Annotated in this window: 7 protein-coding genes, 1 tRNA gene and 1 rRNA gene; 5 read left to right on the forward strand and 4 right to left on the reverse strand. The window is 37.1% G+C overall.

Annotation, left to right across the window (positions count from 1 at the left end; genetic code table 11):
- Positions 1 to 132: 132 nt before the first annotated feature.
- The 3 genes from RDV53_RS02760 to gmhB all read right to left on the reverse strand — a co-directional run bounded on the left by RDV53_RS02760 (position 133) and on the right by gmhB (position 2,746).
- Positions 133 to 208 (reverse strand) — tRNA-Glu (locus tag RDV53_RS02760).
- Positions 209 to 320: 112 nt separating this feature from the next.
- Positions 321 to 1,860, reverse strand: a 16S ribosomal RNA gene (locus tag RDV53_RS02765).
- 331 nt (positions 1,861 to 2,191) lie between these two features.
- Positions 2,192 to 2,746, reverse strand: a complete 555-nt coding sequence (gene gmhB / locus RDV53_RS02770) for a D-glycero-beta-D-manno-heptose 1,7-bisphosphate 7-phosphatase (RefSeq protein WP_032822384.1) — start codon at positions 2,744 to 2,746, stop codon at positions 2,192 to 2,194.
- Positions 2,747 to 2,920: 174 nt separating this feature from the next.
- Here gmhB and metN point away from each other — a divergent pair, with 174 nt between their 5' ends.
- The 5 genes from metN (at position 2,921) to drt3b (ending at position 8,810) form a co-directional block, all read left to right on the forward strand.
- Positions 2,921 to 3,958, forward strand: coding sequence for a methionine ABC transporter ATP-binding protein MetN (gene metN, locus RDV53_RS02775; RefSeq protein ID WP_005694681.1), 1,038 nt, complete (start codon positions 2,921 to 2,923; stop codon positions 3,956 to 3,958).
- Positions 3,948 to 4,640, forward strand: coding sequence for a methionine ABC transporter permease (locus tag RDV53_RS02780; protein WP_005694683.1), 693 nt, complete (start codon positions 3,948 to 3,950; stop codon positions 4,638 to 4,640). Before metN ends, RDV53_RS02780 begins: the two co-directional genes overlap by 11 nt.
- A 39-nt stretch (positions 4,641 to 4,679) precedes the next feature.
- Positions 4,680 to 5,510, forward strand: coding sequence for a MetQ/NlpA family lipoprotein (locus RDV53_RS02785; RefSeq protein WP_005694684.1), 831 nt, complete (start codon positions 4,680 to 4,682; stop codon positions 5,508 to 5,510).
- A 245-nt stretch (positions 5,511 to 5,755) separates the two neighbouring features.
- Positions 5,756 to 6,961: an antiviral reverse transcriptase Drt3a gene (drt3a, locus tag RDV53_RS02790; RefSeq protein WP_115353574.1), complete on the forward strand. Its 1,206-nt coding sequence runs from the start codon at positions 5,756 to 5,758 to the stop codon at positions 6,959 to 6,961.
- Complete coding sequence (drt3b, locus tag RDV53_RS02795) at positions 6,954 to 8,810, forward strand: antiviral reverse transcriptase Drt3b (RefSeq protein WP_005694687.1); 1,857 nt, start codon at positions 6,954 to 6,956, stop codon at positions 8,808 to 8,810. Before drt3a ends, drt3b begins: the two co-directional genes overlap by 8 nt.
- Positions 8,811 to 9,058: 248 nt before the next feature.
- Here the strand turns inward: drt3b and rpoC are convergent, their stop codons facing one another.
- On the reverse strand, positions 9,059 to 13,309 hold the full coding sequence (gene rpoC, locus RDV53_RS02800; protein WP_005694688.1) for a DNA-directed RNA polymerase subunit beta': 4,251 nt from the start codon (positions 13,307 to 13,309) through the stop codon (positions 9,059 to 9,061).
- Positions 13,310 to 13,356 lie beyond the last annotated feature (47 nt).

Below are 13,356 nucleotides of genomic sequence, written 5' to 3' on the forward strand. Positions count from 1 at the left end.
GCTTTTGTTCAATCAAGATTTTCTTCTTACTCAGACTTTTTCTTATCCTTATAAAGGACTTGAAAGTCTCTTCAGTTTTTCAGCTTGTTTCCTGGTTGTTAAAGAACAGAAGATAATAAAGTTATCTTTATTTGGCGTCCCCACGGGGATTCGAACCCCGGTTACCGCCGTGAAAGGGCGATGTCCTAGGCCTCTAGACGATGGGGACAACAAATAAAGATACTCTATCTTACACTTGCTTAACGCACTTTTCTCTCTTCATTCATTTTCTACAATATATCAATCAATCTGTGTGGACACTTATTGTCTCTCGTTTTTGGTAAGGAGGTGATCCAACCGCAGGTTCCCCTACGGTTACCTTGTTACGACTTCACCCCAGTCATGAATCATACCGTGGTAAACGCCCCCCCGAAGGTTAAGCTATCTACTTCTGGTACAACCCACTCCCATGGTGTGACGGGCGGTGTGTACAAGGCCCGGGAACGTATTCACCGCAACATTCTGATTTGCGATTACTAGCGATTCCGACTTCATGGAGTCGAGTTGCAGACTCCAATCCGGACTTAGACGTACTTTGTGAGATTCGCTCCAGCTCGCACTCTCGCTTCCCTCTGTATACGCCATTGTAGCACGTGTGTAGCCCTACTCGTAAGGGCCATGATGACTTGACGTCATCCCCACCTTCCTCCGGTTTATCACCGGCAGTCTCCTTTGAGTTCCCGACCGAATCGCTGGCAACAAAGGATAAGGGTTGCGCTCGTTGCGGGACTTAACCCAACATTTCACAACACGAGCTGACGACAGCCATGCAGCACCTGTCTCAGAGTTCCCGAAGGCACCAATCCATCTCTGGAATGTTCTCTGGATGTCAAGAGTAGGTAAGGTTCTTCGCGTTGCATCGAATTAAACCACATGCTCCACCGCTTGTGCGGGCCCCCGTCAATTCATTTGAGTTTTAACCTTGCGGCCGTACTCCCCAGGCGGTCGATTTATCACGTTAGCTACGGGCGCCAAACTTAAAGCTCAACCCCCAAATCGACATCGTTTACAGCGTGGACTACCAGGGTATCTAATCCTGTTTGCTCCCCACGCTTTCGCACATGAGCGTCAGTACATTCCCAAGGGGCTGCCTTCGCCTTCGGTATTCCTCCACATCTCTACGCATTTCACCGCTACACGTGGAATTCTACCCCTCCCTAAAGTACTCTAGCGACCCAGTATGAAATGCAATTCCCAGGTTAAGCCCGGGGCTTTCACACCTCACTTAAGTCACCGCCTGCGTGCCCTTTACGCCCAGTTATTCCGATTAACGCTCGCACCCTCCGTATTACCGCGGCTGCTGGCACGGAGTTAGCCGGTGCTTCTTCTGTAGTTAACGTCAATCACCTAGTCTATTAAACTAAATGCCTTCCTCGCTACCGAAAGAACTTTACAACCCGAAGGCCTTCTTCATTCACGCGGCATGGCTGCGTCAGGGTTGCCCCCATTGCGCAATATTCCCCACTGCTGCCTCCCGTAGGAGTCTGGGCCGTGTCTCAGTCCCAGTGTGGCTGGTCATCCTCTCAGACCAGCTAGAGATCGTCGGCTTGGTGAGCCTTTACCTCACCAACTACCTAATCCCACTTGGGCTCATCCTATGGCATGTGGCCCGAAGGTCCCACACTTTCATCTCTCGATTCTACGCGGTATTAGCTACAGTTTCCCGTAGTTATCCCCCTCCATAAGCTAGATTCCCAAGCATTACTCACCCGTCCGCCACTCGTCATCAAAGAAGCAAGCTTCTTTATGTTACCGTTCGACTTGCATGTGTTAAGCCTGCCGCCAGCGTTCAATCTGAGCCATGATCAAACTCTTCAATTCAAGTTCAATCGCTCAATACTGCTGACATAAAATGTCACTACTTAAAAAAGTATTATGAATTTCTAGTTAGCACCTATTAAGACTTCAAAATTAAAAAATATTTTTAAAACAAGTCAATCAACAAGTGCCCACACAGATTGTCTGATATATTGTTAAAGAGCAAAAAAGAACGACGCACCGGTTTTTCTTAAGAGTCACAACAGCGCGTCGTTGTGTGGGGCGTATTATAGGCATTTCAGATGCCTTTGCAAGATCTTTTTGTAAAAAAATGTAAATTTTTTCTTAGTTGAAGATCTTTTCGCCTATTCGAACAAAAAATAGATCATTTTTGTTACTTAATTAATCGTTTTGCTATTCTTGGTAAATCTGCAATGGAATCCAAAACATAATCAGCGAGATTCTCTCCCTCTTCTGTAATAGGTTTACCTGTTCGCACTAAAATATTTGTTTTCACTTTTGCGCCAATGCCTGCTTTAAGATCTTCAATCTTATCGCCAACCATAATAGATTGTGCCGGATCGATTTTCAGTGCTTTAATTGCCTCTAATAACATGCCAGATTTCGGTTTTCTGCATTCACAATCTTCTTTATATTCGCCCTTCCCTTCTGGGTGATGAGGGCAATAATAAATACCATCTAAATCCACACCACGATCAGCTAATGACCAATCCATCCATTCTGTTAGTTGTAAAAACTGATCTTCTGAAAAATATCCACGAGCAATGCCTGATTGATTAGTTACTAAAACTAAAAGGTACCCCATTTCTTTTATCGCTTTTAATGCATCAATACTGCCTTCAATAAATTGGAAATCATCAATTTTATGGACATAACCATGATCAATGTTTAAAGTGCCATCACGATCTAAAAAAACAGCTTTCTTCATATATTTTCTCATTTATCTTTTTCTTAAGACAAAATTATCCCTTTTATCCTTAATATAAGCAATAATAAGTCATAACCGATCCGTCTAAAAAAGATCCCCTAAGATATTGACACAGCATTCTAGACGTCTAGAATACAAATGAAATTCAAATATTAACTGAGAACAAGGGCTTATATGATTAAGCTAAATAACATTACGAAGATTTTTACACTTCCAGATAAAAAACTGACCGCACTTGATAATGTTTCATTACATGTGCCTAAGGGACAGATTTGCGGTGTCATTGGCGCCTCTGGTGCTGGTAAAAGTACACTTATCCGTTGTGTAAACTTATTAGAAAGACCGACTCACGGTGCAGTGATCATCGATGATGTGGATCTGACTCAACTTTCTGACGCTGAATTAGTGAAAACACGCCGCCAAATCGGTATGATTTTCCAACATTTTAATTTGTTGACCTCTCGAACCGTTTTTGAAAACGTGGCATTGCCACTTGAATTAGAAAATAAATCGAAAGCAGAAATTCAAGAAAAAACGACCGCACTTTTAGCGCTTGTTGGATTAAGTGATAAACATAATGTGTATCCTGCTAATCTCTCTGGTGGTCAAAAACAACGTGTAGCGATTGCGCGTGCACTTGCTAGCGATCCCAAAGTCTTACTTTGTGATGAAGCAACTAGTGCATTGGATCCTGCTACAACTCAATCTATTCTAAAATTATTAAAAGAAATTAACCGCACTTTAGGTATCACCATTCTTCTTATTACCCATGAAATGGAAGTAGTTAAACGCATCTGCGATCAAGTTGCCGTGATTGATAAAGGCCGTCTGATTGAACAAGGTACGGTGAGCGAAATTTTCTCTAATCCGAAAACAGAATTGGCCCAAGAATTTATCAGTTCGACTTTCCACATTACCTTGCCGGAAGAATATTTAGAAAATCTATCTGATACACCAAAACATGCCAAATCGTATCCGATCATCAAATTTGAATTTACTGGTCGCTCCGTCGATGCGCCATTACTTTCTCAAGCATCGAAAAAATTTGGCGTAGAGCTCAGTATCTTAACCTCACAAATTGATTATGCCGGTGGGGTAAAATTTGGCTTTACCATTGCGGAGGTTGAAGGTGATGAAGATGCGATTACACAAGCCAAAGTTTATTTAATGGAAAATAACGTTCGAGTAGAGGTACTAGGCTATGTTCAATGATTTATGGGCAACATTTAGCCAACAATTCCCCGATAATTTTGCGAGTTTATTAACCGTATCGACCGTTGAAACGGTTTATATGTCAGTATTATCGACATTAATTGCGGCTTTATTAGGCTTACCACTGGGTTTTTTAACCTTTTTAACCAATAAAGGGGCGATTTTAGAAAACAAAAAGCTCAATGCATTTTTAAACGTCATTATTAATATCGGGCGTTCAATTCCTTATATTATTTTATTACTCGCTTTAATTCCGCTAACGAGCTGGCTACTCCCTGGCGGTAGTATTGGTTCTAATGCTGCAATTGTGTCATTAAGTGCAGCTGCAACGCCATTTTTTGCACGTCTTACGAGTAATGCACTTTTTGAGATTCCAACCGGTTTGACTGAAACCGCAAAAGCCATGGGCGCAACCAATTGGCAAATTATTCGTAAATTCTATTTGCCTGAATCTTTACCAACGCTTATCAATGCGATTACACTCACTTTCGTGACATTAATTGGCTATACCGCAATGGCAGGAACACAAGGCGGTGGCGGTTTAGGAAGCCTCGCCATTAACTATGGCGTCTATCGTAATATGCCATCAGTAACTTGGGCAGCAACGATTGTTATCGTGATTATCGTGATGCTCAGTCAAAAATTAGGCGACACACTCGCAAAACGAGTGGATCACCGTTAATTATTTTCTACACTATTTTATTCACAACAAGGAAAAAACATGAAATTAAAAAACTTATTTGCTATCACCGCTATTGCGTCAGCATTAGTATTAACAGGTTGTAAAGAAGAGAAAAAAGCAGATGCTGCATCAACTGCACCCGCTCCAACATCAATCAAAGTTGGTGTAATGGCGGGTCCTGAGCACCAAGTAGCCGAAACCGCTGCCAAAGTTGCAAAAGACAAATACAACTTAAATGTTGAATTTGTTTTATTCAATGACTACGCTTTACCAAACACTGCTGTATCTAAAGGTGATTTAGATGCTAACGCAATGCAACACAAACCTTACTTAGATGAAGATGTAAAAGCGAAGAACTTGAACAACTTAGTGATCGTTGGTAACACCTTTGTTTACCCTCTTGCTGGCTATTCTAAAACCATCAAAAATGTAAATGAATTAAAAGATGGCGCGAAAGTTGTTGTGCCAAATGACCCATCAAACCGTGGTCGTGCATTAATCCTTCTTGAAAAACAAGGTTTAATCAAACTTAAAAATTCTAACGATCTTCTTTCAACTGTCGCAGATATCGTTGAAAATCCGAAAAACTTAAAAATTTCTGAAGTAGATACCTCTGTTGCAGCTCGTGCATTAGATGATGTTGATCTTGCGGTTGTAAATAACACTTATGCGGGTCAAGTTGGCTTAAATGCACAAGATAACGGTGTATTCGTGGAAGATAAAGATTCTCCATACGTAAACATCATCGTTGCGCGTACTGATAACAAAGACAGCAAAGCGATCCAAGATTTCGTGAAAGCATACCAAACTGAAGAAGTTTACCAAGAAGCGAAAAAACACTTTAAAGATGGTGTTGTAAAAGGTTGGTAATCTTAGCTTAAGCAAAATATTTCAAAGCCACCGATAAGGTGGCTTTTTCCTTAGAAAGAATTAATTAGATACCTTGAAAAGGTGTTTAGTGTAAGGATTATAAATATTTATAACAAAAAATAAAAAATCTCATTCTATGTCCTACAAACTCATTATGATTAATTATAAAGTCATTCAAATAACATTTGAAAAAGCAAGCAATTAGTATTACTCTAATAAATAAAGTAAAAAATGGATGTTCAGGCATGATGAAATATCAAGATTATAGTTATGAGAATCTTGTAAAATTTGAGAATTACATAACCGACTCACCAAAAACAATTCTTGCAAGAAAAATATATAACTCATACATAATAGAAGATGCAATATCAATTTTAGGGGAAAAAATTGATAATTTATTAAAAATAAATAATAAAAACAATAAAGATATCATCACTGTAAAGTCAAATAGATACAAATTTTCATTTGATATTTTGCAAAAACAAACAATAAAAAACTTAATTAGATGCAGTCCCACAACTTACTTATTTGATAGAAATTTAATAATAAGAAGGTTAAAACTAATTCTACAAGCAGGGGGGGATTTTTATATTCACAAAATAGACATAGAGTCATTTTATGAAAGCTTTGATAAGAACCTTATAATTGAAAATATAGTTAAAATAAAAGAGCTATCTCCAGTATCAAAAAATTTACTATCTAATATAATTAGTTTTTCACCATCTGGATTACCAAGAGGATTAGCAATAAGCAGCACATTATCAGATATATTAATGAATGAGTTTGATAGAAATATAATGCTTAATGATAATATTTTTTTCTATTCTAGATTTGTTGATGACATAATAATCATATCATCTAAAAATTTCGAAACTATAAATCTCATAGATATACTCTTAAAAGAATTACCAAATTTAAAATTAAATAAATCTAAATCTTTAACATTACATCACTCAAAAAAAAATAATGAAAGTCTTGAGTTTAATTACCTTGGATATCTATTCAAGAAAAAACCAATAGAAAATGGAGGAAGTAAGTTAATCATAGACATATCAGATAACAAAATAAAGAAAATTAAAACAAGAATAGTCAAGTCCTTACTGGATTACAATAAGAGTAAAGATAAAGATCTCCTAATTCAAAGAATTAAATTTCTTTCTTGCTCTTATAAACTATATATAATTAGAGATGGAAGACATATAAATTCAGGAATTAGATTTAATTATCCGGAAATAACTGATACAACCCCTAATTCATTAAAAAACATTGACCAGTTTTTCAAGTCATTGATACTAGGAAAAAATAAAAGAATAGGAATGATTGTAAATGATAAAAAACTTAAGAATACATTATTATCTATGTCATTTTTAAAATTTTATAAAAATAAAACCTTTTTCAAATTTAGCATTAATGAAATAAATAAAATAAAAGAGTGTTGGAAAAATGAATAAAATATACGTAAAAAGAAATGATAAATATAGAGCCATATTAACAGAAACAACACCATCAGAAACTCCAATCATATTTTCAAATGAAGGGCTATATAAGTTATTAAAAATAAGTAAGAACAATCAAACTAAAACAGTAAGCATTGAAGATATCATAGATCAAAAACCAACAAAACCATTTAAATATTATATAAAAAAAGATGATTCAGATTTTAGAATAATATCATTACTACACCCATCATCGCAAATTAAACTATCAAAGTTCATTTATGAGAACCAAGATTTAATAACATACTATTGCAACCAAAGTGACATATCTATAAGATACCCATACAAACAAACATCTAGTTTTTATATTAAAAATAAAAACCTAGAGAATATATATAAATTAAAGGGGGAAAATAAATCATCCTACAATATTGATATTTACTCTCTCTACTCTCCATCTTTTTTCTCTTATAAAAAATATGATAGGATATATAAGTTTATAAACTCTAAAGAATTTGTAAATCTAGAATCGAGATTTGGCAACCTAATTACAATAGACATAGCAAAATGTTTTCATTGTATATACACCCATAGCATATCATGGGCTACGAAGAATAAAGAGTATATAAAAAATAATTTAGGAGTAAAACATTTCTCTGATAAATTTGACATTGCTATCAGAGAAGGAAATTATAATGAAACTCACGGAATCCCTATTGGACCAGAAATAAGCAGAATTTTTGCAGAAATAATACTTCAAAGAATAGATAAAAATATCATATCTTCATTAAAAAGAAATAATATCACATATAACAAAGACTATGTAATAAGAAGATATGTAGATGACCTATATATATTCTCAAAAAATAAAAAAATTCTTAATGATGTTAAAAACTCTGTTATATATGAATTATCCTTATATAATCTTCACATAAATAAGAATAAAACTAAAGAATCAGAAAGGCCATTTATAACAAGTAAAAGCATGGCCATTCAAGATTTGTATAATATAATCAATGAGCTATCAGTAGATTTTATAGCATCAATTTTAAATCATGATCGATATAAAATAAGATTTATCGAAAGAGTAAAGACAATTCTAAAACGAAACAACCTAAGATATCATGATATAAACTCATTCATTATTTCTGCTCTATCAAAAAGGCTTAGAAAATATATATCAAACAATACTCATAAAATTAATAGCAAAGCTATAAACATGATATTTGAAATAAATTTCTATCTATTTTCAATATATAGCAATGCCAATATAGGAAATGTATTATGCGGTGATATATTGCATATATATGAAAACTATAAACGTATAGAAAATATAAACACAATAACGCTAAATCTATATCAAATAATTTACAATCTAAAAGACCTTATAAATAAAGATGACCCTATTCCAATAGAATATATGAATATTATTCTAATGACAAAAATATTTAATAAAGAATTCAGACTTCCACCTGAATTTATAAAAGAAACATTATTAAGTAAAGGAGATAAGTCTGACTATTTCAGCATAATTTCTGCTGTTTTTTACCTAGAAAACAATGATAAAAATCTAACTAAGGAGATTATAAATATAATTTTTCAAAAAATAAAAAATGAAGAAAAAAATGCAAATTCATCAGAAATCACTCATTTAATTTTAGATATGGCATTCTGCCCATTTATAGAAGATTCTGAAAAAAGAAAAATGCTCAAAGAGCTAGAGGTAGCAGAGAAAAATATTCCTCTTATAATAAGACTTGCTAAAAAAAATCATTATGCCTTTGTGAACTGGAGAAACTTTAGTGCATATAATATCTTATTTAAAAAAGAATTGGCAAAAAGAATATTGAGGAAATTTTATTAAAAAGTTTATAATAGCAAGGCTAGTATGACTTCAACTTTATCAAGTTTCGCTATCATATGTTTCGCATGCAAATATGCATATGGTAGTGCTCTTCTAGGTAGATTAGTATTATATATCACCAGAATGATTCCACACACACAGTCGCTAGCTGAAAAGAGCTTAATATTTTAAGCTCTTTTCTCTTTATACTGATATATATACAACAAAAAAGCCTCTTACGAGGCTTTTTTCTTTTTATTAATTAGCGATTATTCTGCATCATCTGCCATATTAAGCATTTCGGCTAAGTTAGTTGTTGCATCATCTGCTGTCATAACGAATTCATCAGCAATTGCTGCCTCATCGTCTTCAGACAATTTAATTACAACATCGTCTACAATACGTTTTTTGTGACGACTTTGGTGATACGCAAAACCAGTACCAGCAGGGATTAAACGACCTACGATTACGTTCTCTTTCAAGCCTCGTAATTCATCACGTTTACCCGCCACCGCTGCTTCAGTAAGCACGCGAGTGGTTTCTTGGAACGATGCCGCAGAAATGAAGGATTCTGTCGCCAATGACGCTTTGGTAATACCAAGTAACTCACGTTCGAATTCAACTGGTGGTTTACCTTCCGCTTCACGTTTACGGTTCACAATTTTCACGCGAGCTACTTCAACTTGTTCCCCTTCGAGGAATTCGCTGTCATAAGCTTTCGTAATGACTGCTTTACGTAACATTTGACGTACGATAACTTCGATGTGCTTATCGTTAATTTTTACCCCTTGTAAGCGGTAAACTTCTTGCACTTCGTTCACGATATATTCAGTTACAGCACGAACACCACGTAAACGTAAGATATCGTGCGGAGTTTCTGCACCATCAGAAATCACGTCACCACGTTCTACCATCTCACCTTCAAATACGTTGAGCTGACGCCATTTTGGAATCATTTCTTCGTAGATTTCACCTTCAGTTGGGGTGATTAACAAGCGACGTTTACCTTTGGTTTCTTTACCGAAGGACACGATACCTGAAATTTCAGCCAAGATTGCAGGCTCTTTCGGTTTACGAGCTTCGAATAAATCAGCAACGCGTGGAAGACCACCGGTAATATCTTTAGTACCCACAGATTCTTGTGGAATACGTGCAAGTGGTTCACCCACTTTCACTTCCGCACCGTCATCTAAACTAACGATTGCTTTACCTGGTAAGAAGTATTGCGCAATAACGTCAGTTTCAGGTAAGAAGATATCGTTACCTTTTGCATCAACTAATTTAATAGTTGGACGTAAATCTTTACCTGCTGTTGCACGTTCACCCACGTCTTGTACCACGATAGAAGAAAGACCGGTTAATTCATCCGTTTGACGGGTTACAGTTAAACCATCCACGATATCAACGAATTTCACAAAACCAGATACTTCAGAGACAACTGGCATTGTATGAGGATCCCAGTTTGCCACTGTTTCACCCGCTGATACTTCTTGACCATCTGCTTTATTCAACACAGTACCGTAAGGCACTTTATAGTGTTCTTTCGTACGACCAAATTCATCTGTAACGGTTAATTCGGTATTACGAGAAGTTAAAACTAATTTACCTTCGTCATTAACAACGAATTTCGCGTTAGCAAGGTGTAAAGTACCGTTGTTTTTGATTTGTACGCTAGATTCTTTCGCTGCCGCAGAAGCTGCACCACCGATGTGGAACGTACGCATGGTTAACTGTGTACCTGGCTCACCGATAGATTGAGCAGCGATAACACCCACTGCTTCACCTTGGTTGATGAGGTGACCACGCGCTAAGTCACGACCGTAACATTTCGCACAAACACCGAAGTCAGTATCACAAGTTACAACAGAACGTACTTTTACGCTGTCCACTGAGTTTGCATCTAACACATCACAAAGTTTTTCATCTAATAAGGTGTTACGTGCAATTAAGACTTCTTCTGTACCTGGTTTATACACATCTTCAGCCACAACACGACCTAACACTAATTCGCGAAGTGGAACTTTCTCATCGCCACCTTCGATTAATGGAGTCATGACTAAACCTTCGTGCGTACCACAGTCATCTTCAACGATCACTAAGTCTTGTGCTACGTCAACTAAACGACGAGTTAAGTAACCAGAGTTTGCTGTTTTTAATGCGGTATCCGCCAAACCTTTACGCGCACCGTGGGTTGAAATAAAGTACTGAAGTACGTTCAAACCTTCACGGAAGTTCGCTGTAATTGGAGTTTCGATGATCGAACCATCTGGACGCGCCATCAAACCACGCATACCTGCTAACTGACGAATCTGAGCTGCAGAACCACGCGCACCAGAATCAGCCATCATAAAGATACTGTTGAAAGAAGCTTGTTTCTCAGGATTACCTTCACGGTTGATAACTTCTTCCTGAGATAAGTTTTCCATCATTGCTTTCGCTACACGCTCATTTGCTGCAGCCCAAATATCGATGACTTTGTTATAACGCTCACCCGCTGTTACAAGACCAGATTGGAACTGTTCTTGAATTTCTGCCACTTCAGCTTCCGCTGCAGAAATAATTTCGTATTTTTTCTCTGGGATAACCATATCGTCGATACCCACAGAAGAACCTGAACGTGCAGCATAAGCAAAACCGGTATACATAATATGGTCAGCAAACATTACTGCTTCTTTCAAACCTAAACGACGATAAGCTTCGTTGATAAGTTTAGAAATTGCTTTTTTACCTAATGTTTGGTTAAACAATGAATAAGGCATACCTTTTGGCGCGATCATCCATAAGATTGCACGACCGATAGTGGTATCGGTTAATGTGGTTTTCTCTTCGAATTCGCCAGCTTCATTTTTCACATATTCAGTAATACGTACTTTAACGCGAGAATGTAATTCTGCTTCACCTGTGCGATATGCTTTTTCAGCTTCGCGCGGATCTTGCAATAACATGCCTTCACCTTTACCGTTCACTTTTTCACGGGTCATATAGTAAAGACCCAACACCACGTCTTGTGATGGAACGATAATAGGATCACCGTTTGCTGGTGAAAGTACGTTGTTGGTCGACATCATTAACGCACGCGCTTCTAACTGCGCTTCAAGTGTTAATGGTACGTGAACCGCCATTTGGTCACCATCGAAGTCCGCGTTGAACGCCGCACAAACAAGTGGGTGTAACTGGATTGCTTTACCTTCGATTAGAAGTGGTTCAAACGCTTGGATACCTAAACGGTGAAGTGTCGGTGCACGGTTCAATAGAATTGGGTGCTCACGAATAACTTCTGCCAAAATATCCCAAACGATCGCGTCTTCACGCTCAACCATTTTCTTAGCCGCTTTAATCGTCGTTGCATAACCACGGCTTTCTAATTTTGCATAGATAAACGGACGGAATAATTCCAATGCCATTTTCTTCGGTAAACCACATTGGTGTAAGTGCAAGTATGGACCTACAGTGATTACAGAACGGCCTGAATAGTCAACACGTTTACCTAATAAGTTTTGACGGAAACGACCTTGTTTACCTTTGATCATATCCGCAAGTGATTTCAATGGACGACGGTTAGAACCCGTAATCGCACGACCACGGCGACCATTATCTAATAACGCATCAACAGATTCTTGTAACATACGTTTTTCGTTGCGCACGATAATATCTGGTGCGATTAAATCTAATAAACGTTTTAAACGGTTGTTACGGTTGATCACGCGACGATATAGATCGTTTAAGTCAGAAGTTGCAAAACGGCCACCATCTAATGGTACTAACGGACGTAAATCTGGTGGAAGTACTGGTAATACAGTCATTACCATCCACTCTGGTTTATTACCAGACTGTTGGAACGCTTCTAATAATTTTAAGCGTTTAGTGATTTTCTTACGTTTTGTTTCAGAGTTAGTTTCTTGTAACTCTTCACGTAATTTTTCACATTCCACTTCAAGATCAATACCTTTAAGTAAATCTTGAATTGCTTCAGCACCCATTTTCGCTTCGAATTCATCTTGCCAACGGTCTTCTGCATCAAGGAATTGTTCTTCAGTTAATAACTGTCCACGCTCCAAATCGGTCATTCCCGGTTCGGTTACGATGTACATTTCAAAATAAAGCACACGTTCAATATCACGTAATGGCATATCTAGTAATAAACCGATACGGGACGGAAGTGATTTTAAAAACCAAATGTGTGCAACTGGACAAGCCAATTCAATGTGGCCCATACGTTCACGACGCACTTTAGTTTGTGTTACTTCTACACCACATTTTTCACAAATCACACCACGGTGTTTTAAGCGTTTATATTTACCGCATAAACATTCGTAATCTTTTACTGGCCCGAAAATACGTGCACAGAAAAGACCGTCACGCTCAGGTTTGAACGTACGATAGTTGATTGTTTCAGGTTTTTTAACTTCACCAAATGACCAAGAACGGATCATGTCTGGAGAAGCTAACCCAATTTTAATCACATCAAAATCTTCACTGGTTTTTGATTGTGCTTTTAAAAACTTAACTAAGTCTTTCACAAATAGTCTCCTGTCGGAGTTAAGGGTTTCAAAGTGCGGTCAAAAAT

The sequence above is a fragment of the Haemophilus parainfluenzae ATCC 33392 genome (genome assembly GCF_031191205.1).
GTDB lineage: Bacteria > Pseudomonadota > Gammaproteobacteria > Enterobacterales > Pasteurellaceae > Haemophilus_D > Haemophilus_D parainfluenzae.

What these genes read in the sequence shown, in the direction of transcription:
- drt3b (WP_005694687.1), top strand. Translation starts at nt 6,954, where the DNA reads ATGAATAAAATATACGTAAAAAGAAATGATAAATATAGAGCCATATTA.
- gmhB (WP_032822384.1), bottom strand. Translation starts at nt 2,746, where the DNA reads ATGAAGAAAGCTGTTTTTTTAGATCGTGATGGCACTTTAAACATTGAT.
- drt3a (WP_115353574.1), top strand. Translation starts at nt 5,756, where the DNA reads ATGATGAAATATCAAGATTATAGTTATGAGAATCTTGTAAAATTTGAG.
- RDV53_RS02780 (WP_005694683.1), top strand. Translation starts at nt 3,948, where the DNA reads ATGTTCAATGATTTATGGGCAACATTTAGCCAACAATTCCCCGATAAT.
- metN (WP_005694681.1), top strand. Translation starts at nt 2,921, where the DNA reads ATGATTAAGCTAAATAACATTACGAAGATTTTTACACTTCCAGATAAA.
- RDV53_RS02785 (WP_005694684.1), top strand. Translation starts at nt 4,680, where the DNA reads ATGAAATTAAAAAACTTATTTGCTATCACCGCTATTGCGTCAGCATTA.